The sequence below is a fragment of the Streptomyces sp. DSM 40750 genome (genome assembly GCF_024612035.1).
Classification (GTDB): domain Bacteria; phylum Actinomycetota; class Actinomycetes; order Streptomycetales; family Streptomycetaceae; genus Streptomyces.
In genome coordinates, this window is record NZ_CP102513.1 from 8,154,476 (window position 1) to 8,175,897 (window position 21,422).

Consider the following 21,422-nt stretch of genomic DNA (forward strand, 5'->3'; position numbering starts at 1 on the left):
CGGGCGCCCGGCCCAGCGGCGCAGTCACAGGGCACAGCCCGGCAGGGTATCGTGCGGAGACCAGCGCAGACCCCAGGGTGAGGCCCCCGCACGTGTTGACCCAGACCACCACCAGGGTCCTCGAACCGAGTGACCTGGACGCCGCACTCGCCGTCCTGGACCGAGACCCCGTCGCGAACGCCTTCGTGACGTCCCGCGTCCAGGTCGCCGGCCTGGACCCCTGGCGGCTCGGCGGCGAGATGTGGGGCTGGTACGAGGACGGCGCCCTGACCTCCCTCTGCTACGCCGGCGCCAACCTCGTCCCCATCTGCGCCACCCCCCGCGCCGTCCGCGCCTTCGCCGACCGCGCCCGCCGGGCCGGCCGCCGCTGCTCCTCGGTCGTCGGCCCCGCCGAACCCACCGCCCAGCTCTGGCGCCTGCTCGAACCCAGCTGGGGCCCGGCCCGCGAGGTCCGCCCCCACCAGCCCCTCATGGTCACCGACCGGCTGCCCGATCCCGCCGAGGTCACCCCGGACCCGTATGTCCGCCGGATCCGCAAGGACGAGATGGACACGATCATGCCGGCGTGCGTCGCGATGTTCACCGAGGAGGTCGGCGTCTCCCCGATGGCCGGTGACGGCGGCCTCCTCTACCAGGCCCGCGTCGCCGAACTCGTGGGCTCCGGCCGCTCCTTCGCCCGCCTCGGCCCCGACGACCGAGTCGTCTTCAAGGCCGAGATCGGCGCGGCGACCACCCAGGCCTGCCAGATCCAGGGCGTCTGGGTAGCCCCCGAATACCGAGGCCAGGGCCTCGCGGCCCCCGGCATGGCAGCGGTCCTCCGCTACGCACTGGCCGACGTGGCCCCTCTGGTCAGCCTCTACGTCAACGACTACAACACGGCGGCAAGGCGCACCTACCGAAGGGTGGGCTTCCAGGAGGTGGGCGCGTTCATGAGCGTCCTGTTCTGAGGGCTCGACCCGTGAGTGCCGGGCAAGGTGCGCGTCCCTTCAGGAGCGCGGGGCGTGGGCGCGATCAGCCACATACGGCCCGCACCCGACCGACCACGACCGCCCCCCTGTAATCTCCCCACCATGCGTCTACCCGGTCACGGACACGGCCACCGCCCCGACGACATCGTGATCGGCCCGCTGGACCTCCAGGCCCACGTAGACGAGGCCCTCGCCGTCCAAGCCGTCGCCTTCGGTCTGGGCCCCGACGAGGTAGCCGTACGCCGCCAGATCGTCCTCCGCCACATGACCTACCCGGGGGCGAGGGCACTCGGCGCCACGGCCGAAGGCCACCTCGTCGGCTTCGTCTACGGCATGCCCAACGACCGCACCCACTGGTGGTCCACCGTCGTCGAGCCCTACCTCCGCGCCCTCGGCCACGACCACTGGCTGGACGACTCCTTCGTGATCACCGAACTGCACGTCCACCCCCGCTGCCAGAACCGCGGCGTCGGCCGTGCCCTGATCACGACCATCACCGACAGCGCGGCCGAACCCCGCTCGATCCTCTCCGCGATCGACGTCGACAGCCCGGCCCGCGGCCTCTACCGCTCCCTCGGCTACACCGACCTGGCCCGCCAGGTCGTCTTCCCGAGCGCCCCCAAGCCGTACGCGGTGATGGGCGCCCACCTGCCCCTGCGCCGCAGGTAGCCGCCGTACCACCCGCCACGGCCGCCGCCGGATTTCCACGGGCCCCCGCCCCCCGGCTAACCTCCTGCCAACACCCTCCCCCACTCTCGGCCGCGCTCGAGCGGGGGGACCCCCATCGGCAGGAGTACGAGAACCATGGCGAACGCACCGGTCCAGCGCATGTCCCAGTTGATGGCGAAGACGCTGCGCGACGACCCGGCGGACGCCGAGGTGCTCAGCCACAAGCTTCTCGTCCGCGCCGGTTACGTCCGCCGCACGGCGGCCGGCGTGTGGACCTGGCTGCCGCTCGGCAAGAAGGTCCTCGCCAACGTGGAGCGGATCGTCCGCGAGGAGATGGACGCGATCGGCGCCCAGGAGGTACTGCTCCCCGCGCTGCTGCCGAGGGAGCCGTACGAGGCGACCGGCCGCTGGGACGAGTACGGCCCGGAGCTGTTCCGCCTCAAGGACCGCAAGGGCGGCGACTACCTGCTCGGTCCGACGCACGAGGAGATCTTCACGCTGATCGTGAAGGACCAGGCGTCCTCGTACAAGGACCTGCCGGTGATCCTCTACCAGATCCAGACCAAGTTCCGTGACGAGGCCCGCCCCCGCGCCGGCATCCTGCGCGGCCGTGAGTTCCTGATGAAGGACTCGTACTCCTTCGACACGGAGGACGAGGGCCTGGCCCAGTCGTACGCCCTGCACCGCCAGGCCTACCAGAAGGTGTTCGAGCGTCTGGGCCTCGACTACCGCATCTGCGCGGCGACCGCGGGCGCGATGGGCGGCTCGAAGTCGGAGGAGTTCCTTGCCCCGGCCGGCGCCGGCGAGGACACCTTCGCGGACTGCCCGGCCTGTGACTTCGCCGCCAACACCGAGGCGATCACGTTCGAGTTGAAGCCGGTGGACGCCGATGGTGTGCCCGCCCTCGAAGAGATCCCGACGCCCGACACCCCGACCATCGAGACCCTCGCCGCCCACCTCGGCGTCCCGGCCTCCGCCACCCTCAAGAACCTCCTCGTCAAGGTCGACGGCGAGATCGTCGCCGTCGGCGTCCCCGGTGACCGCGAGGTCGACATGGGCAAGGTCGAGGCGCACTTCGCCCCGGCGGTCGTCGAGATGGTCACCGAGGCGGACTTCGCGGGCCGGCCCGACCTGGTGCGCGGCTATGTCGGCCCGCAGGGCCTGGGCGAGAAGGTCACGTACATCGCCGACCCGCGGGTCGCGCCGGGCACCGCGTGGATCACGGGCGCCAACAAGGGCGGCACGCACGCCAAGAACGTCGTCGCGGGCCGTGACTTCGAGGTCGGCGCGTACGTCGACGTCGTGGTCGTCCAGGAGGGCGACCCCTGCCCGAACTGCGGCACCGGCCTCAAGCTCGACCGCGCCATCGAGATCGGCCACATCTTCCAGCTCGGCCGCAAGTACGCCGACGCTCTCAAGCTCGACGTCCTCGGCCAGAACGGCAAGCCGGTCCGCGTCACCATGGGGTCCTACGGCATCGGCGTCTCCCGCGCGGTCGCGGCCCTCGCCGAGCAGTCCGCCGACGACAAGGGCCTGTGCTGGCCCGCCGAGGTCGCTCCGGCCGACGTCCACGTCGTCGCCGCGGGCAAGGCCCTCCAGACCGAACTGGCCCTCGACGTCTCCGAGAAGCTGCGGGCGGCCGGCCTCCGCGTCCTGGTCGACGACCGCGCCGGCGTCTCCCCGGGGGTGAAGTTCACCGACTCCGAGCTGATCGGCGTACCGAAGATCCTGGTCGCCGGCCGCCGCTCCGCCGAGGGCGTCCTGGAGTTGAAGGACCGCCGCACCGGCGAGCGCGAGGAGCTGACGGTCGACGAGGCGATCGCCCGCCTGACCACCGCCTAGAGGGAACCAAAGGGAACCCTCAGAGACTTCTCCGGGGGCTATAGGTACTCACAGGTTTCTCTCAGACCGTCCCCCGACCGTAGGACGTGACAGAACGTCACTATGTAGGGGAACGGTCATGGCGAGCGCCGCGTGCAGCCGTTTCCGCCAGGACTCGGAGCTGGCGGCCCTGAACGCGGCCGAAGGGCGACCGGTGAAGGTCAGCCCGCTGCTGGCTCGGCGATGGAGGCCCTCGGCTACGACCGGGACTGCACCCTGGTCCAGGAGGACGACCGTCCGGTGCGGCTCGCGGTGAAGCGCGTGCCGGGCTGGAGCCTGGTCGCACTGGACCGCGCCACGAACACGGTGACTCTTCCGCCGGGCGTCAGCCTGGACCTGGCCGCCACGGCCAAGGCCTTGGCGGCCGACAGGGCGGCGCACACGCCGGCCCGAGCCGCCGAATGCGGCATCCTGGTAAGCCTCGGCGGCGACACGGCCGTCGCGGGCGAGCCCGGCCGGCGGCTGGCGCATCCGCGTCCAAGAGACGGGCCCCGTCGACGACCTCCCGACCCACGGCACCCACACCACGGTCGGCATCCGCGGCGGCGGCCTCGCCACCTCCGGCATCACGGCCCGCCGCCGACGCCGCGGCAACCAGCGGCTCCACCACATCGTCGACCCCCGCACCGGCCGGCCCGCCGCCACGGCCTGGCGCACCGTCTCGGTCGCCGCGGCCACCTGCGCCGACGCCGCCACCACCGCCGCCCTGGCGAAGGGCGACACCGCACCCCACTGGCTCTCCCGCCTGGGCCTCCCGGCCCGGCTCGTCTCACACGAGGGGACGGTTGTCACGACAGCGGGCTGGTCTTCCTACCAGCTCCAGACAACCCGCGGCCGAGACCGGACGGCTTCCCGCGAAGCTAGAGCCATCCGGCGAACTCGAGCAACAGCTCGGCATCCCGCGGCCGCCCCACCCGCCGCGCACGAACCCCCGACTCCACGGCCCGGAACAACGCCCACCCCCGCAACCGCTCCTGATCCACATCCAACGACTCGGCCAGCTTCTTCACCCGCCGCCGAGCGATCGACGCCCCCGACGGCGAAGCGATCAGGTCCTCGACGCGATCCCGTACCAGCCGGGCCAGATCGAACGCACACTCCCCGACCACCGGATCCGGTCCCACGGCCAGCCACGGCAACCGCTCCCCGGCCAGTACCTTGCTCTGCCGGAAGGTCCCGTGCAGCAACCGCTCCTCGGGAGCCGCGGCAAGCAGTTCCTCCCGCGCGGCAAGGGCGGCGTCGACCAGAGCCCGCACCTCACTGTCCCCGGCGGAGCCACCCCGCATCAGCTCGGCCTGCCGCCCCGTCCGCTCCGCCACGGTCTCGAAGACATGCGCCTCGGGCGGCTCGACCCACAGCCGCCGCAGCGTCGCCGCGGCCTCCAGCAGCGCCTTCGCCTCGGGCAGCGACCGCACCGACAGATCGGGATGGAGCCGCTCCAGCAGCAGCACGCCATGACTGTCCCCGGGGTTGAGCAACTGCACCGCACCCCGCCCGTCCCAGTGCGCGAGGGCCGCCCGCTCGCTCTCCGGCCGCGCCCGCTCGGGCGCCAGCTTGAGCACGGCGGGGGTGTTGTCGATCAGCCGGACGAGGAGCACCAGACTGCTGCGGCCGCCGGGCGCCTGTACCCGTTCGACGGTCAACTCGCGTAGATCGACGGCCCGTTGCACCAGCTCGGGGAGGTTTTCCAGCCACTCGCCGATACCGTCACCACCGTCCGGCCGCCGTGTCTCGGCGAGCGCTCGCACAAGCCGCTGCGGCGGTTCGAAGTCCTCGAAAGCCATGCGAGCCATGTGCGAGTCGTTCCCTTCGGGCCGTGATCAGGTATGCGATGTCGCCGGCGGGGTGGCACCGGCCGCCCGCTCGGCGAGACCAGGGAAGGCTACGCTTCCGCCCCGCCACCGCACCGCCCGCACCGCCGCTTCCCGCAGCGCCTCGGCCGCCGCACCCCGCCGGTCACCTTCGGATGCCCGTACGAGATCGGAGTACACGCCGGCCACCCGCTCCTCCAGCTCCGTGGCGAGCCGTACGGCGGAGTCGGCGTCGGTCACCGGGAACGGCAGCGCGTACCCGGCGGCCGCCACGGCGGGCTTGCCGCCCAGGTCCCGTACGGCCCGGGTGAGCTCGTCCCGGCGGGCCCGGTGCGCGTCGTACGCCTCCCGCGCCTCGCTCCGCCGCGCCTCGCCGATCTTCCCGCCGACGACCCCGTACCCGTACACCGCGGCATGCTCGGCCGCGAGCGCCGCCTGCACCGCCGTCAGCTCCCCGCTGCTCACTTCGCACCCTCCGTCAACAAGTACGCGTGCCCGGCCCCCGCCGCCGCCACCGAAGCCATCAGCCGCGCCACCTCACCCGGCACCGCCGACAGCGCCTTGGCCCGCTTGTCGGCCAGCGCCCGCTCCGCGGCGGCCAGCTTTGCGAGGGCGGCCTTCGGGTCCTCCGGCACGGGGGAGGGGGAGGCCGAAGGGGAGGCCGAGCCGGCCGGCGAAGCACTCGCCGAAGCCGAAGCCGAAGCCGCACCCTTCCCGCCCCCGAACGCCTGGGCATGCCGTACGACCTCCGCCCGCAGCGGTGTCAGCAGCGCGGCCAGAGCCGGATGCGCGGCGATCACGGCGTCGTACCGCTCCACGAGCCCCCCACTGTCCTTCGCGACCCGGGCCCGCGCCTTCTCCACCACCGAAGGACTTCCCCCGGCGCCCTCGGACCCCTCACCCCCCGTCGAGCACCCCACCAGCAGGCCCGCACCCGCGGCCCCGACAAGCAGACTCCTTCTGCGCGGCCCCGACGGGGTACGCGACGGCACGGTGAACGACACGGCAGACGTCCTAGGGGGGTCGTACGAACAAAGAAGCGGTGTGATCACGGTACCCGCGCATCTGCTCCAAGGCCGCCACCACCGCGCCCTCGAGCGGCGCGGGGCTCTATCGACACGCGGCTCCGCCGCCGGGGGACGACAGGCCGCCCCACCCGCAGCCGCCCAAAAAGCCGCGCCCCCGAGCCATCGGGCACCCCCACTCAGAGGAAGCCTCATGGACGGCAACACCCCAGCGGAGCGGCTACCCTTTGACCTGACACGCGCCCTACCCACAACAGCACACGCGGCCGAGGAGTCACCCGGATGAGCACCACCCAGAGCGAGAGGCTGCGAGAACTGTTGGAACCGCTCGTACGCTCCCAGGGCCTGGATCTCGAAGAGCTCGCCGTGGACTCGGTCGGACGCAAGCGAGTGCTGCGCGTGGTCGTCGACTCGGACGAGGGCGCGGATCTGGACGCGGTCGCCGACGTCAGCCGCGCGCTCTCGGCCAAGCTGGACGAGACGGACGCGATGGGCCAGGCGGAGTACACCCTGGAAGTCGGTACGCCGGGCGCCGAACGCGCCCTCACCGAGCATCGCCACTACCGCCGCGCCGTGGACCGGCTGGTGAGGTTCCAGCTGACGGCTGCGGCCGGTGCCGGGGAACTGACCGCCAGAATCCTGACCGTGGACGACGACGGCCTCGACCTCGAAGTGCCCGGGGTGAAGGGCCGCAAGGCCACCACCCGTCGGCTCGCCTTCGACGAGATCGACAAGGCCCGCGTCCAGGTCGAGTTCAACCGCAAGGACAAGAAGGACATGACGGAAGAGGAGGAGGCGTAGCCGTGGACATCGACATGAGCGCCCTGCGGGGCTTGGTACGGGAGAAGGAGATCTCCTTCGACCTGCTCGTCGAGGCGATCGAGGCGGCCCTCCTCATCGCCTACCACCGCACCGAGGGAAGCCGCCGCCACGCGCGCGTGGAGCTCAACCGGGAGACCGGCCATGTGACCGTGTGGGCGAAGGAGGACCCCGAGGACCTGGAGGAGGGGCAGGAGGCGCGCGCGTTCGACGACACCCCGTCGGACTTCGGGCGCATCGCCGCCACCACCGCCAAGCAGGTGATCCTGCAACGACTGCGCGACGCGGAGGACGACGCGACGCTCGGCGAGTACGCCGGCCGCGAGGGCGACATCGTCACCGGTGTGGTCCAGCAGGGCCGCGACCCGAAGAACGTGCTCGTCGACATCGGCAAGCTCGAGGCCATCCTGCCCGTGCAGGAGCAGGTCCCCGGCGAGACGTACCAGCACGGCCTGCGGCTGCGGTCGTACGTCGTCCGGGTGGCGAAGGGCGTCCGTGGTCCGTCGGTCACCCTCTCGCGCACGCATCCCAATCTGGTGAAGAAGCTGTTCGCGCTGGAGGTGCCGGAGATCGCCGACGGGTCCGTCGAGATCTCCGCCATCGCGCGTGAGGCCGGTCACCGTACGAAGATCGCCGTTCGCTCCACCCGCAGCGGCCTGAACGCCAAGGGTGCCTGCATCGGCCCGATGGGCGGCCGGGTGCGCAATGTCATGGCCGAGCTGAACGGCGAGAAGATCGACATCGTCGACTGGTCGGACGACCCGGCCGAGATGGTGGCGAACGCGCTCTCCCCGGCCCGGGTCTCCAAGGTCGAGGTGGTGGACCTCGCGGCCCGCTCCGCGCGCGTGACGGTGCCCGACTACCAGCTGTCGCTGGCGATCGGCAAGGAGGGCCAGAACGCCCGCCTCGCCGCCCGCCTCACCGGCTGGCGGATCGACATCCGCCCGGACACCGAGCAGCCCTCGGAGTGACCACTCGATCGGACGTCCGAGCTGGGCCGTCCGGGTAGGTCCGGGCGGCCGGGGAATAGATCCAAGCCGCAGGTCGCTTGGATCACGACAACAACCGTTCGATTTTTGCCCCAAAGGGGTGAGGTCGGTGCGGGGAGGTAGACTTAGCTGTGTCTGGCCGGACGCGTGCCCGCGCATGCCCTGAACGCACCTGTGTGGGGTGCAGGCAGCGAGCGGCCAAGACCGAACTGCTGCGGGTCGTGGCGATCGAGGACGAATGCGTCCCCGATCCTCGCGGTACGCTGCCCGGCCGGGGTGCGTACGTCCACCCCGCCCAGGTCTGTCTCGACTTGGGCGTACGCCGCCGGGCGTTCACGCGGGCGCTGCGTGCCCCGGGAGCGCTCGACACAAAGGCGTTGCGCCGATACGTGGAGCAGACAACAGTTGCTGAGCAGGCAACACCGTAAGACGTGTCGTACGGAACCTCCGTACGGCTCTGGTATTCCGCGAGTTGGAAGTAGGTCGAGATTGCGATGAGCACTCGATGAGCACGCGATGAGTACGCCCATGAAGTAGCGACGGTCCGGACGCACCCGGACCTAAAAAGGAGCGAAGTGGCTAAGGTCCGGGTATACGAACTCGCCAAGGAGTTCGGGGTTGAGAGCAAGGTCGTCATGGCCAAGCTCCAAGAGCTCGGTGAATTCGTCCGTTCGGCGTCCTCGACGATCGAGGCGCCCGTTGTACGCAAACTGACTGACGCCCTCCAGCAGGGCAATGGGGGCGGCAAGCCCGCTGCTCCCCGTAAGGCTGCCCCGGCCCGTCCGGCGGCACCGTCTCCCGCGCAGGCCGCACGTCCGGCCGGTCCGCGTCCTGGTCCCGCCGCGCCGAAGCCGCCCGTCGCCGAGCGGCCCGCCGCCCCGGCCCCGGGTCCGCGCCCGACGCCCGGTCCCAAGCCGCCGGCGCCGAAGCCCGCTCCGGCCTCCCCGGCCCCGAGCGTGCCCGAGTTCCAGGCACCCCCGTCGGCTCCGGCCGCCCCGCCCTCGCGTCCGGGCGCTCGTCCCGGCCCGGGTGGTCAGCGACCGGCCGGGGGCCACGGTGGTCAGCGTCCGGGCGGTCCCGGCCAGGAGCGCGGCCAAGACCGTGGCGACCGCGGTCAGGCATCGCGTCCTGCCGGTGGCCACGGCGGTCAGCGTCCCGAGCGTTCGGGTGGCCCCGGTGCGCCCCGTCCGGGCGGTGCCCGTCCGACCGGTCCGCGTCCGGGTAACAACCCCTTCACCTCCGGTGGCTCGACCGGCATGGGACGCCCGCAGGCGCCCCGTCCGGGCGGCGCTCCCCGGCCCGGCGGCCCCGGTGGCGCCCAGGGCGGCGGTCCGCGTCCGCAGGCCCCCGGCCAGGCTCCCCGTCCGCAGGGCGGTCCCGGTGGCGCTCCGCGTCCCCAGGGCGGTCCGGGCGGTGCCCGTCCGACTCCCGGCGGCATGCCCCGTCCGCAGGCGCCGCGTCCCGGCGGTGGCCCCGGCGGCAACCGTCCCAACCCGGGCATGATGCCGCAGCGTCCGGCTGCCGGCCCGCGTCCCGGCGGCGGTGGCCCCGGTGGCCGCGGTCCCGGTGGCGGTGGCGGCGGTCGTCCCGGCGGTCCCGGTGGCGGCGGCGGTCGTCCGGGTGGCGGCGGTTTCGCCGGTCGTCCCGGTGGTCCCGGTGGCGGTGGCGGCGGTTTCGCCGGTCGTCCGGGTGGTCCCGGTGGCGGCGGTGGCGGTTTCGCCGGTCGTCCGGGTGGTCCCGGTGGCGGCGGTGGCCGTCCCGGCTTCGGCGGTCGTCCCGGTGGTCCGGGTGCCCGTGGTGGAACGCAGGGCGCCTTCGGCCGTCCCGGCGGTCCCGCGCGTCGTGGTCGCAAGTCGAAGCGGCAGAGGCGCCAGGAGTACGAGGCCATGCAGGCCCCGTCGGTCGGCGGCGTGATGCTGCCTCGCGGCAACGGACAGTCCGTCCGCCTGTCGCGCGGTGCGTCGCTCACCGACTTCGCCGAGAAGATCGGCGCCAACCCGGCGTCGCTCGTCGGCGTGATGATGAACCTCGGCGAGATGGTCACTGCCACGCAGTCCGTCTCCGACGAGACGCTGAAGCTCCTCGCGGACGAGATGAACTTCATCCTCGAGATCGTCAGCCCGGAGGAGGAGGACCGCGAGCTGCTCGAGTCCTTCGACATCGAGTTCGGCGAGGACGAGGGCGGCGAGGAGTTCCTCGTCCCGCGTCCGCCGGTCGTGACCGTCATGGGTCACGTCGACCACGGCAAGACCCGCCTCCTTGACACCATCCGCAAGACGAACGTCGTCGCGGGCGAGGCCGGCGGTATCACGCAGCACATCGGTGCGTACCAGGTCGCGACCCAGGTCAACGACGAAGAGCGCAAGATCACCTTCATCGACACCCCGGGCCACGAGGCGTTCACCGCCATGCGTGCCCGTGGTGCCAAGTCGACCGACATCGCGATCCTCGTGGTGGCGGCCAACGACGGTGTGATGCCCCAGACGATCGAGGCGCTGAACCACGCCAAGGCGGCCGGTGTGCCGATCGTGGTCGCGGTCAACAAGATCGACGTCGAGGGCGCGGACCCGACCAAGGTGCGCGGTCAGCTCACCGAGTTCGGTCTGGTGGCCGAGGAATACGGCGGCGACACGATGTTCGTCGACATCTCCGCCAAGCAGGGTCTGAACATCGACTCCCTGCTGGAGGCCGTGGTCCTGACCGCGGACGCCTCGCTCGACCTGCGGGCCAACCCGGAGCAGGACGCGCAGGGCATCGCGATCGAGTCCCACCTCGACCGTGGCCGCGGCGCCGTCGCGACCGTCCTGGTCCAGCGAGGCACCCTGCGGGTCGGCGACACCATGGTGGTCGGCGACGCCTACGGCCGTGTCCGCGCGATGCTCGACGACAAGGGCGAGAACGTGGAAGAGGCGGGTCCCTCGACCCCGGTCCTCGTCCTCGGTCTCACCAACGTCCCGGGCGCCGGCGACAACTTCCTCGTCGTCGACGAGGACCGTACGGCCCGTCAGATCGCCGAGAAGCGCGCGGCGCGTGAGCGCAACGCCAACTTCGCCCGGCGCGGCGTCCGGTTCTCCCTGGAGAACCTGGACGAGGCCCTCAAGGCCGGTCTGGTGCAGGAACTCAACCTCATCATCAAGGGCGACGCGTCCGGTTCGGTGGAGGCTCTCGAGTCCTCGCTGCTCCAGCTCGACGTCGGCGAAGAGGTCGACATCCGCGTCCTGCACCGCGGTGTGGGTGCGGTCACCGAGTCGGACATCGACCTGGCGACCGGCTCCGACGCCATCGTCATCGGCTTCAACGTCCGCGCTGCGGGCCGCGCGGCGCAGATGGCGGAGCGCGAGGGCGTCGACGTCCGGTACTACTCGGTGATCTACCAGGCCATCGAGGAGATCGAGGCGGCCCTCAAGGGCATGCTCAAGCCGGAGTACGAGGAGGTCGAGCTCGGCACGGCGGAGATCCGCGAGGTCTTCAAGTCGTCCAAGCTGGGCAACATCGCCGGTGTCCTGGTCCGCTCCGGAGAGGTCAAGCGCAACACCAAGGCGCGCCTCGTCCGCGACGGCAAGGTCATCGCGGAGAACCTCACCATCTCCGGTCTGCGTCGCTTCAAGGACGACGTCACCGAGATCCGCGAAGGCTTCGAGGGTGGTATCAACCTCGGAAACTTCAACGACATCAAGGTGGACGACGTCATCGCGACGTACGAGATGCGCGAAAAGCCGCGGTCCTAACCGTTGGTGGTTCATGCCGGCCGGGGGTGACTCGTTCACCCCCGGCCGGTGTGGCCGTTCCTGGGGGCTTCGCCCCGGACCCCCTTCGAAACAATCCCGTCGAGGGTGTCCGCCTTTCGTTGTACGGTTCTGATGTTCCTGTCCGGCGTATGGGCAGGCCATCTATCCCGTGCCGGCGGGTGAACCGGATACACACATGTATGTGGGGACTCTGTCCTTCGATCTCCTGCTCGGCGACGTACGGTCGCTGAAGGAGAAGCGCTCCGTCGTCCGTCCGATCGTGGCCGAGCTGCAGCGCAAGTTCGCGGTGAGTGTGGCGGAGGTCGACCACATGGATCTGCATCGCCGGGCCGGGATCGGACTGGCGGTGGTCTCGGGCGACACGGTGCATCTGACCGACGTACTCGACCGGTGCGAGCGGCTGGTCGCCGGGCGGCCCGAGGTGGAACTGCTCTCGGTGAGACGGCGCCTGCACGGTGAAGACGACTGACCGGCCGCAGAGAGCAATTGCCCCAGAGACCAATTGCCGCAGAGAACACTTCAAGAACCAGCAATAACGCAGAACGAGCTAGGAGACGGACCAGTGGCCGACAACGCGCGTGCCAAGAGGCTGGCGGACCTCATCCGAGAGGTGGTGGCCCAGAAGCTGCTGCGTGGGATCAAGGACCCGCGGCTCGGCTCACAGGTCACCATCACGGACACCCGGGTGACCGGGGATCTGCGGGAGGCGACCGTCTTCTACACGGTGTACGGGGACGACGAGGAGCGGGCGGCCGCCGCCGCGGGACTGGAGAGCGCCAAGGGCATCCTCCGTTCCGAGGTCGGCCGGGCCGCGGGCGTGAAGTTCACGCCGACCCTCACGTTCGTGGCCGACGCCCTCCCGGACACCGCCAAGACCATTGATGACCTCCTCGACAAGGCGCGGGCCTCGGACGCCAAGGTGCGCGAGAACGCGTCGGGCGCCCAGTACGCCGGTGAAGCCGATCCGTACCGGAAGCCGGGCGAGGACGAGGACGACGCCGCCGAATGACCCAGCAGCGCCAGAAGACCACCACGCCCGACGGCCTTGTCATCGTCGACAAGCCGTCGGGCTTCACTTCGCACGACGTCGTCGCCAAGATGCGGGGCATCGCCCGCACCCGGCGGGTCGGGCACGCGGGGACGCTCGATCCCATGGCCACCGGTGTGCTCGTCCTGGGGGTGGAGAAGGCGACCAAGCTGCTCGGTCACCTCGCGCTCACCGAGAAGGAGTACCTGGGGACCGTCCGGCTCGGGCAGACGACACTCACCGACGACGCCGAGGGCGAGATCACGGCGTCGGTCGACGCGTCGAAGGTCACCCGCGACGCCGTCAACGCCGGGATCGCCAAGCTGACCGGCGAGATCATGCAGGTGCCGTCCAAGGTCAGCGCCATCAAGATCGACGGCGTGCGGTCGTACAAGCGGGCCCGGGACGGCGAGGACTTCGAGATTCCCGCCCGGCCCGTCACCATCTCGTCCTTCGCGGTCTACGACGTCCGGGACGCCGTCGCCGAGGACGGCACCCCGGTCCTCGACCTGGTGGTGTCGGTGGTGTGCTCCTCCGGGACGTACATCCGGGCCCTCGCCCGTGACCTGGGCGCCGACCTGGGCGTCGGAGGCCACCTCACCGCGCTGCGCCGGACGCGCGTGGGGCCGTACAAGCTGGACTCCGCCCGGACCCTCGACCAGCTCCAGGAGGAGCTGACGGTGATGCCGGTCGCCGAGGCCGCCACGGCCGCGTTCCCCCGCTGGGACGTGGACGACCGGCGGGCGCGGCTGCTGCTGAACGGGGTGCGGCTGGAGATGCCCGAGGAGTACACGGGCCGCGGCGCCGTCGCCGTCTTCGACCCCACCGGGCGCTTCCTGGCCCTGGTGGAGAGCCAGAAGGGCAAGGCCAAGAGCCTGGCGGTCTTCGGCTGAAAGCCGGGGTGCAGCCCCGTGCCTTTCAGGGGCGCGGGGCTGTGTCGATATGCGGCTCCGCCGCGTGGGCGCGATCAGCCACACACCACCCGCACCCGACACACAACCTGTCCTCCCGAGCTATTGGGCGCTCACCGGCCCAATCCAGTGGAGCGGCGGGGCTGTTCCCGCCGCTCCACGGTCCCCCCTCGGTTCCCCCACACAGAGGTGTATCCATCTGCCCAGGGCTATTCACCCCTTCGTGCAGGCGCTCGGAGTGAACCGAGGGAGCGGAAGGGGGCGCGTTCGCCGGGCGAGCTGTTCCGTTGATCGTCACGTGCCTACCGTCGGAACAGAGGTACGACGGGTCGGCGATCTGGCGGGACGACCTCGGACCCCGTCTGTGCGGTGACCTCCGACGCGGTGACCCCGCTGCCCGCCCTCGACCTCGCGCTCATCCGCACCGAGGGGCCGTGTGTGGACCGTGGAGCCGCTGCCCTCGCCCTGCGGGACGAGAATGGCGGCCGAGCGGGACCCGTCCGTCCTGGACGCCCTGTTGCGGGCTGCCGCCGCGCGCGGAGACGGCGGTACGAGAAGTCGGCGGGGTGCCGGGGGTGCGGGTGCCCGCGGGAAGCGGCGGCAAGTTCCGTGGTCCGGGTCACAGCCAGGATGCCGATGCGGGCCGAGGCCACCGGGCATGGCACCCTTAGACCTGCGCAAGGTAAGGGTCAATACGGACACGGGTTCGACGAGGAGCGGTCACAGTGCAGCGCTGGCGTGGCTTGGAGGACATCCCCGAGGACTGGGGGCGCAGCGTCGTCACCATCGGTTCCTACGACGGGGTGCACCGCGGGCACCAGCTGATCCTCCGGCACGCCGTGGAACGCGCGCGTGAGCTGGGTGTTCCCTCCGTCGCCGTCACTTTCGACCCGCACCCCAGCGAGGTCCTGCGCCCCGGCAGCCACCCGCCGCTGCTCGCCCCGCACCACCGCCGCGCCGAACTGATGGCCGAGGTCGGCGTGGACGCGGTTCTGATCCTGCCCTTCACGACCGAGTTCTCGCGGCTCTCCCCGGCCGACTTCGTCGCCAAGGTGATCGTCGACAAGCTGCACGCCAAGGCCGTCGTCGAGGGCCCCAACTTCCGCTTCGGCCACAAGGCCGCAGGAGACGTGGCGTTCCTGGCGGAGCAGGGCAAGACGTACGACTTCGAGGTCGAGGTCGTCGACCTGTTCGTCACCGGTGAGGCCGGCGGCGGACAGCCCTTCTCCTCGACCCTGACCCGGCGGCTGGTCGCCGAGGGCGATGTCGAGGGCGCGCGCGAGATCCTCGGCCGCCCCCACCGCGTCGAGGGCGTCGTCGTGCGCGGCGCTCAGCGCGGACGCGAACTGGGCTTCCCGACGGCCAACGTCGAGACCCTCCCGCACACCGCGATCCCCGCCGACGGCGTCTACGCGGGCTGGCTGCACGTGGACGGCGAGGCCATGCCGGCGGCGATCTCCGTCGGCACGAACCCCCAGTTCGACGGCACCGAGCGCACGGTCGAGGCGTACGCCATCGACCGCGTCGGCCTCGACCTCTACGGCCTCCATGTCGCCGTCGACTTCCTCGCCTTCGTGCGCGGACAGGCGAAGTTCGACTCGCTGGACGCGCTGCTCGTGGCGATGGGGGAGGACGTGAAGAGGTGCCGGGAGCTGATCGGGGCGTATGAGGGCGAGTAGCCCCCAAGGTCTGGATACGCGGAGGGCCCTACCGTTCGAGGATCTTGAACGGTAGGGCCCTTTGCCGTGCGCGGTTACTCCTTGCTCTCCCGGTCCCGCTACTGCTGTGGCGCTGCCGGCGGGTAGGGCTGCTGCCCCTGCTGCGGCGGGTACGGCTGACCCGGTGCGGGCTGGCCGGGATGGCTGTAGGGCTGCGGGGCCTGACCGGGGTACGGCTGGCCTGGGTAGGGCTGAGGCTGGCCGGGGTACGGCTGGCCTTGCTGCTGCGGGTACGCCTGCTGACCCGGCATCTGCTGGCCCGGCATCGGCGGGGCGACCACCGGCGGCGGGTTGCCGTCCGACGTCCACAGGCCGTGCGACTGCTGGTGCCTGGCGATGTCCTCGGCGACCATCGCGGCGAGCGTGAAGTACGCCTCCCGCACCTTCGGCCGCATCATGTCGAGATCCAACTCGGCGCCGGCGGACAGGTGTTCGTCGAAGGGCACGACGACGACACCGCGGCAGCGCGTCTCGAAGTGGGAGACGATGTCGTCCACCTTGATCATCTTTCCGGTCTCGCGTACCCCCGAGATGACCGTGAGGGAACGTGCCACCAGGTCCTGGTACCCGTGCGCGGAGAGCCAGTCCAGCGTCGTACTGGCGCTGCTCGCACCGTCCACGGACGGCGTCGAGATGATGATGAGCTGGTCGGCGAGGTCGAGCACGCCGCGCATCGCGCTGTAGAGCAGACCCGTACCCGAGTCGGTCAGGATGATCGGGTACTGCTTGCCGAGGATGTCGATCGCGCGCCGGTAGTCCTCGTCGTTGAACGTCGTGGAGACGGCCGGGTCGACATCGTTGGCGATGATCTCCAGCCCGGAGGCCGCCTGCGAGGTGAACCGCCGGATGTCCATGTACGAGTTGAGGTACGGGATCGCCTGGACGAGGTCGCGGATGGTCGCCCCGGTCTCACGCCGCACGCGGCGGCCGAGCGTGCCCGCGTCCGGGTTGGCATCGATCGCGAGGATCTTGTCCTGCCGCTCCGTGGCGAGCGTCGAGCCGAGGGCCGTGGTGGTCGTGGTCTTGCCCACGCCGCCCTTGAGGCTGATGACCGCGATGCGGTAGCAGGACAGCACCGGCGTCCTGATCAGCTCCAGCTTCCGCTGCCGCTCGGCCTCCTCCTTCTTCCCGCCCAGCTTGAACAGCCCACCGCCCGACGCCGGACGGCTGCTCTTCTGTTTCTGCTTCTTGCTGTTCAGCAGCCGGTCGGAGGAGAGCTCGACGGCTGCGGTGTAACCGAGCGGTGCCACACCGGGGTTGGTGGGCTGGCGCTGGTCGTGCTGCACCGGCTGCGGCCAGGCCGCGCCGGTGCGGGGGTCGATGGGGGCCGGGGGTTGGGGGTGACCGCCGGGCGGGCCGGGATTACCGGGGTGCCCCGGGTGGTGGTCCGGGTGCGCTGCGTTTGCGGGCTGGCCTGGGTGTCCGGGCTGGCCGGGGAACGGGGGTTGCGGCTGGCCGGGGTGGCCCAGGTGCTCCGGCTGGGCGGGCTGTCCGGGCTGGGCGGGGGGCTGGGGGAAGCCGTAGCCGCTCTGCGGGGCGGGGGAGTTGGGCGGGCCTTGGAGGTGGGGGGTTGGGGTACCAGGCGTGGCGGGTGCGCCGGGGGGCGGGAAGCCGTAGCCGGCCTGGGGGGCGGGGGCCTGCGGGGTGTTGGGGTTGGGCGTGGGGGCGCTCGGGGTGTTCGGCGCGCCCGGCTGTCCGGGCTGGGCCGTGGCTTGGGGGAAGCCGTAGCCGCCCTGTTGGGGGATGGGGGCCTGAGGGGGCACGGATGCGCCGGGGTGCGGGAAGCCGTAACCGGGGGTGGGCTGCGCCGGGGGTGCGGCCGGGGCGGGGGCGCCGGGGTGGCCCGGCTGTCCGGGCTGGGCCTCGGGTTGAGGGAAGCCGTAGCCGCCTTGCTGGGGGATGGGGGCCTGAGGGGGCACGGGTGCGCCGGGATGCGGGAAGCCGTAACCGGCGGGGGAGGGGGCGTTGGGGGCCTGCGGGGGCGTCGGGCTCGGGGCGGCCGGCGTTCCGGAGGCGTTGGGTACGCCGGGAGCGTTGGGCACGCCGGGTGCGACCGGCGTACCGGGTGCGGCGTCGAGCGGGTTGCCCCACGCCGCCGGCGCGCCCTGAGGCGCCTGCGGGTGGAACGGCTGCTGCGGCGGCACGGACGGCTCGCCCTGCGCGGCTGCCGGCTGCTGACCGGGCATCTCGGGGTATGCCGGCGCGGTCGGGGGCCACTGCGCCCCCGAGGCAGGTGCTGCGGGCTCGGCGGGCTGGTACGCGGGCGGCAACGGCGGAAGCCCACCCTGCGGCGCCGGCGGCGTCCAGGCGGGAGGCGTCTGCGGTACGCCACCGGGGGCACCCGGAGCGGGCGCGGCGGGCGGGGCGTCCTGGGACGCGCCAGGCTGCGGCGCGGCGTCCAGGGGTTCGGCGGTGCCGGTGCCGGTGGCGGCGTCGGTCGGCTTGGCGGCGTCAGGTGTGGCGTCGTGAGGACCGGAGTTCTCCGGAGCGACGTCTTGAGGAGGAGTGACGGCCTGCGGGACGGAGCGCTGGGGAGGGGTGTCCTGCGGGACAGTGCCCTGGGGCGGGGTCTCCTGCGGGACGGAACTCTGGGGAAGGGTCTCCTGAGGACCGGCGTCCGTCGGCTCGGTCCCGTCGGCGACGACGCTCGGGTGCGCGGCGCCGCCGGGCTGCTCGCCTTCGGTGGCACGGGCCTCGCCGGACATGTCCGTGGCAGCCGACCTCTCGGCAGTCGCACCGCCCTCGTTGCCCTGACCGCTGCTGTCCTGGGCGCCCTGCCCCTCGTCGGACGAGGAGGCGCCGCCGGGCTGCTCGACGGCCTCAGCGGCATCCGTATCGGCAGTGGCTACGGCAGTGCCGGTGCTGTCCTGCCCCTGCGCCGGAGCCTCGGCGCCCGTGGAAAGACCGTCGCTGTCACCGGCACCGTCACTTTCGCCGCCACCGGTCACAGACCCGGCATCGGGCGCAGCGGCGGCCGGTGCTTCGCCCTCCACCTGCGGCGCGTTCAACTCGAAGTCGCCGAAGCCCACTTCACCGCTGGAAGCAACGCCCGCAGCCACACCTGCATCCGCATCCGACCCGGCGCCCGTATCGGCGCCCGCGTCCGACGCACCCTTGGCCACAGCGGCGTCCGCAATCTCACGCTTCAACGCGACAGCGGAAATCCGCATGGTCGCGCCACTCTCGATGTCCCCGCTGTCGGCCTCGGGCGCGGCGGTCACCGGCGGCCAGGAGGACGGAATCGTGCCACCCGACGCGGCGGCACCGGGCCCGCCGGACAATTCGACCGGAGGACCGACCGGCGGCGCGGGCGGAGGCGTCTCGGAACCGACGACCGGAGGAACGCCCCCCGCACCCGCATCAGCACCCGTACCCGATTCCGAACCGGCCCCGCCCGATGACGCGTTCTGCGTATACCAGGCAGGCGGCGCGTAGTCGATGGTGAACTCGCCCGTCGTCTCGATGGCGGACTCCGCGTCGGGCTGGTCATCGTCGGGTGTGGCCCAGCCCCCGCGCATCCCGTCCCGATCGCTGCTCACAGTTCCTCCTGGTGTGGTCGAGCACCCTCATGTCGTGCTGGGGCGACCGTTCCTGTCGTCCGATTCGCCGGGCTGGTCCCCCCTCGGGCCCCGGGCAAATGTCGCACAGCCCGTACATCCGCTTGCGGGCAACTCGCGACGTGCTGTACCCCAGCCTAATCATCAAAACCGCGGGCCCGGCAGGACCGTCTCTCCCTACCGGCTTCGGCGAAGTACTCAAGTGCCTTAACAATGGAACAACTTGGACATATGGTCTCGGCTCGATCTTCGTTCGCCGGGCCCGCCCTGGACAGTCGGCTCAGTCCATGCGACGCGCCACACCCAGTAGACCGGTCTCCGTGTCCGTGGCCTGTGTCATCACGTCGGGTCTCGGGGTGCGGCAGCTCTATCACACGCCCGATCTCCGTTGCCTCGTCCGGCGACACTCGCTGGACGCCCACGACACGAGCCTGGCGCATCAACCGCGGTGCGACCGGACTCAGATACGGAAGAAGCGTGAGTACGGACTGCCAGGGTGCCGACGTCACGCGTCCGCGCGGCGGCCGCATGCCGCAGTCACGCACCACCAGCACCGGGGTGCCGGCCGACGTGCCCTGTGGTGGTACGCGCCCCACGTCGTGCACGGCCAGGCCGTTCTGTCCGCCGCCCATGGCGTGCACCAACGGCATCCAGACCTGCGCCCGTGCCGTCTCCACGGCCACACGTGCCCCCGTCGCCGCCGTGCGCAGCGCCGGAACCTGGGCCGTCCACAGACCACCGATGAGGACGATGTCGAAGGGGGTCGGGCGGTTGACCCCGAGAACGGCAGACTGGCCCTGTTGGTTGACACCCACCACCACACCGTCGTCTCCGATGGGCAGGGAGAGCGCACCCACCTGCTCGACGGGCAACGTGTGCCGCAGATGCCGGGGACCCAGCAGCCCCAACCCGTGCGCAGCCGCTGCCCGAAGCCTGTGTCCCCGGAGTGCCTCCGGATGCGGACGAGGAGGACGGCGAGGCCGAGGTCGTCGTGGTCATCAGCGGGCACCTCGGAGCGGCAGGGTGGCGAGAACGCCGGGGAGTTCGCCGTGGCCGGTTCCGGGGCTGCTGCCTCTCTCCGAGGGGCGGGGCATCGGGCGGTTACAGTTTCTGCTCGCCTGCACTCGGCCCATCGGGACGGCCGCCGTCTGCGCCCCGCTCTCCGTTGTCGCGCTCGCCTTCCTGTCCGGCCTGTCCATGCGCTTCGCACGGCTGCCGATCGGTTTCGAACCGCCCAATCCGTCCTGGGGCGGCTACGACGCGGGCGAGCCGGGCACGCAGGAACCCATCGACGTCGAGCGCATCGCGGCCCAGGCCCGCCGCGGCCTCGTCGGCCTCGTCGGCCTCGTCGGCCTCGTCGGCCTCGTCGGCCTCGTCGGCCTCGTGGGCGGCTGTGCGCTCGTCTCTGTGGGCGCGTCGATCGTCCTGGGCTTCTCCGGCAATGTGTGGGCGGAGCTTCTGGCACTGTCCACGGGCGTGGCGATGCTGATGCGCGCCCACCTTCTCCGATACACCGCGCAGGTGGCCGCCGCCCTGGCCGCCGGCTTTGCGGCCCTGGTCTTCCTCGGACTCGGGCTCGCACCGAACCCACCGCAGGACTACGTGCGCGACGCTCTCCTCGGCGATACCACCGCCCTCGACATCGGCAGCGTCTGGCTCGCCGCAGCGATTGCCACGGCCGCCGTACTGGTCACCGCGATCGGTCTCATCACCCCGCAGCGTGGTGTGACCCCGTTCTGGGAACGTTTCCTGGAGATCGCCGAGAGCCTCGTCCTGCTCACACTGATTCCCCTGGCTCTGGCTGTCTTCGACGTGTACGCACGGGCACGGGCCATGACAAGCCAGCGACGGCCGTCCCCATACGTGTCCGGGGTGGAAGTGGGCAGTGCTCCTTCGCCGACGGGCCGGCACGCTCTGTCACTGGCCGGGCGAGGGCAGATACGCCGTCAGGAGCCGAACTCCGGCCCGTCTCCTTCCCTTTGCGCCCAGCCCACTGTCACGGCGGATGACCAGCGGGAACCGTTGTGGGACGTCGCTCGGCGCCGGGTAGGTCTTCCTCACGAGCAAGGAGCAGGGCGACCTCGTCAACGGCGGCCGAGAAGCCGTCCGAGATGGCACCGGGCTCGCCGGTGTCCGGAACGACCGCTGTTCCCCGCACCGTACGTCCCCGACCGGGGGAAGGGTCGTTCCTCGTGAGCCGCGGACCGCACCCGGGCAAGCGCCGCACGCGGGTCCACGGGGACCTTGAGGTGGGGTGAATCCGGCGAGCGCTGTCAAGCGGCGGTGGGCGTGGGGATG

At 71.6% G+C, this 21,422-nt stretch carries 15 protein-coding genes and 4 pseudogenes; 14 read left to right on the forward strand and 5 right to left on the reverse strand.

The window, feature by feature from the left end; genetic code table 11:
* Positions 1-92: 92 nt before the first annotated feature.
* From JIX55_RS36345 to JIX55_RS36365, 5 genes and pseudogenes are all read left to right on the forward strand, one after another.
* A complete protein-coding gene (locus JIX55_RS36345) occupies positions 93-947 on the forward strand; it encodes a GNAT family N-acetyltransferase (protein ID WP_257567466.1) in 855 nt (284 codons plus the stop codon).
* A 123-nt stretch (positions 948-1,070) separates the two neighbouring features.
* Complete coding sequence (locus tag JIX55_RS36350; protein ID WP_257567467.1) at positions 1,071-1,637, forward strand: GNAT family N-acetyltransferase; 567 nt, start codon at positions 1,071-1,073, stop codon at positions 1,635-1,637.
* A gap of 135 nt (positions 1,638-1,772) precedes the next feature.
* Positions 1,773-3,479: a proline--tRNA ligase gene (locus JIX55_RS36355; RefSeq protein ID WP_257567468.1), complete on the forward strand. Its 1,707-nt coding sequence runs from the start codon at positions 1,773-1,775 to the stop codon at positions 3,477-3,479.
* 222 nt (positions 3,480-3,701) lie between these two features.
* Positions 3,702-3,911: pseudogene (locus JIX55_RS36360) on the forward strand (FAD:protein FMN transferase); the annotation flags it as partial.
* Positions 3,912-3,987: 76 nt separating this feature from the next.
* Positions 3,988-4,254 (forward strand): annotated as a pseudogene (locus JIX55_RS36365) (FAD:protein FMN transferase); the annotation flags it as partial.
* Positions 4,255-4,378: 124 nt separating this feature from the next.
* On the opposite strand, the gene JIX55_RS36370 reads toward JIX55_RS36365, so the two are convergent.
* Genes JIX55_RS36370 through JIX55_RS36380 form a run of 3 tightly spaced genes read right to left on the reverse strand, consistent with a single transcriptional unit; the run spans position 4,379 to position 6,282 of the window.
* The gene (locus JIX55_RS36370) at positions 4,379-5,311 is read right to left on the reverse strand and encodes an aminoglycoside phosphotransferase family protein (RefSeq protein WP_257567469.1); all 933 of its coding nucleotides are present in this window, start codon (positions 5,309-5,311) and stop codon (positions 4,379-4,381) included.
* A 27-nt stretch (positions 5,312-5,338) separates the two neighbouring features.
* Positions 5,339-5,794: a ferritin-like domain-containing protein gene (locus JIX55_RS36375; RefSeq protein ID WP_257567470.1), complete on the reverse strand. Its 456-nt coding sequence runs from the start codon at positions 5,792-5,794 to the stop codon at positions 5,339-5,341.
* Positions 5,791-6,282, reverse strand: coding sequence for a hypothetical protein (locus tag JIX55_RS36380; protein WP_257569601.1), 492 nt, complete (start codon positions 6,280-6,282; stop codon positions 5,791-5,793). Before JIX55_RS36380 ends, JIX55_RS36375 begins: the two co-directional genes overlap by 4 nt.
* 354 nt (positions 6,283-6,636) lie before the next feature.
* Here JIX55_RS36380 and rimP point away from each other — a divergent pair, with 354 nt between their 5' ends.
* The 8 genes from rimP (at position 6,637) to JIX55_RS36420 (ending at position 15,528) form a co-directional block, all read left to right on the forward strand.
* Entirely contained in the window at positions 6,637-7,155 is a 519-nt protein-coding gene (gene rimP / locus JIX55_RS36385) for a ribosome maturation factor RimP (protein WP_257567471.1), read from the forward strand.
* Positions 7,156-7,157: 2 nt separating this feature from the next.
* The gene (gene nusA, locus JIX55_RS36390) at positions 7,158-8,144 is read left to right on the forward strand and encodes a transcription termination factor NusA (RefSeq protein WP_257539956.1); all 987 of its coding nucleotides are present in this window, start codon (positions 7,158-7,160) and stop codon (positions 8,142-8,144) included.
* 149 nt (positions 8,145-8,293) lie between these two features.
* Positions 8,294-8,590, forward strand: a complete 297-nt coding sequence (locus JIX55_RS36395) for a YlxR family protein (protein WP_257539954.1) — start codon at positions 8,294-8,296, stop codon at positions 8,588-8,590.
* Positions 8,591-8,737: 147 nt separating this feature from the next.
* Positions 8,738-11,890 carry a translation initiation factor IF-2 gene (gene infB, locus JIX55_RS36400; protein WP_257567472.1) on the forward strand — a complete coding sequence of 1,051 codons (3,153 nt, stop codon included), beginning with the start codon at positions 8,738-8,740 and terminating at the stop codon, positions 11,888-11,890.
* Between the two features lie 196 nt (positions 11,891-12,086).
* Positions 12,087-12,380 (forward strand): DUF503 domain-containing protein, encoded by a 294-nt coding sequence (locus JIX55_RS36405; RefSeq protein WP_257567473.1) that lies wholly within the window; start codon positions 12,087-12,089, stop codon positions 12,378-12,380.
* A 93-nt stretch (positions 12,381-12,473) separates the two neighbouring features.
* Positions 12,474-12,920: a 30S ribosome-binding factor RbfA gene (rbfA, locus tag JIX55_RS36410; protein WP_257567474.1), complete on the forward strand. Its 447-nt coding sequence runs from the start codon at positions 12,474-12,476 to the stop codon at positions 12,918-12,920.
* The gene (gene truB / locus JIX55_RS36415; protein WP_257567475.1) at positions 12,917-13,831 is read left to right on the forward strand and encodes a tRNA pseudouridine(55) synthase TruB; all 915 of its coding nucleotides are present in this window, start codon (positions 12,917-12,919) and stop codon (positions 13,829-13,831) included. Before rbfA ends, truB begins: the two co-directional genes overlap by 4 nt.
* Before the next feature lie 743 nt (positions 13,832-14,574).
* Positions 14,575-15,528, forward strand: coding sequence for a bifunctional riboflavin kinase/FAD synthetase (locus JIX55_RS36420; RefSeq protein ID WP_257539945.1), 954 nt, complete (start codon positions 14,575-14,577; stop codon positions 15,526-15,528).
* Between the two features lie 98 nt (positions 15,529-15,626).
* Here the strand turns inward: JIX55_RS36420 and JIX55_RS36425 are convergent, their stop codons facing one another.
* Together JIX55_RS36425 and JIX55_RS36430 are read right to left on the reverse strand one after the other, a co-directional pair.
* Positions 15,627-19,106 (reverse strand): SCO5717 family growth-regulating ATPase, encoded by a 3,480-nt coding sequence (locus JIX55_RS36425; protein ID WP_257567476.1) that lies wholly within the window; start codon positions 19,104-19,106, stop codon positions 15,627-15,629.
* A gap of 298 nt (positions 19,107-19,404) precedes the next feature.
* Positions 19,405-20,032: pseudogene (locus JIX55_RS36430) on the reverse strand (hypothetical protein).
* A gap of 154 nt (positions 20,033-20,186) precedes the next feature.
* Between JIX55_RS36430 and JIX55_RS36435 the strand changes: the two are divergent.
* Positions 20,187-20,966 (forward strand): annotated as a pseudogene (locus JIX55_RS36435) (type VII secretion integral membrane protein EccD); the annotation flags it as partial.
* Positions 20,967-21,422: the final 456 nt, after the last annotated feature.

What these genes read in the sequence shown, in the direction of transcription:
- JIX55_RS36355 (WP_257567468.1), top strand. Translation starts at nt 1,773, where the DNA reads ATGGCGAACGCACCGGTCCAGCGCATGTCCCAGTTGATGGCGAAGACG.
- rimP (WP_257567471.1), top strand. Translation starts at nt 6,637, where the DNA reads ATGAGCACCACCCAGAGCGAGAGGCTGCGAGAACTGTTGGAACCGCTC.
- truB (WP_257567475.1), top strand. Translation starts at nt 12,917, where the DNA reads ATGACCCAGCAGCGCCAGAAGACCACCACGCCCGACGGCCTTGTCATC.
- JIX55_RS36370 (WP_257567469.1), bottom strand. Translation starts at nt 5,311, where the DNA reads ATGGCTCGCATGGCTTTCGAGGACTTCGAACCGCCGCAGCGGCTTGTG.
- JIX55_RS36405 (WP_257567473.1), top strand. Translation starts at nt 12,087, where the DNA reads ATGTATGTGGGGACTCTGTCCTTCGATCTCCTGCTCGGCGACGTACGG.
- JIX55_RS36350 (WP_257567467.1), top strand. Translation starts at nt 1,071, where the DNA reads ATGCGTCTACCCGGTCACGGACACGGCCACCGCCCCGACGACATCGTG.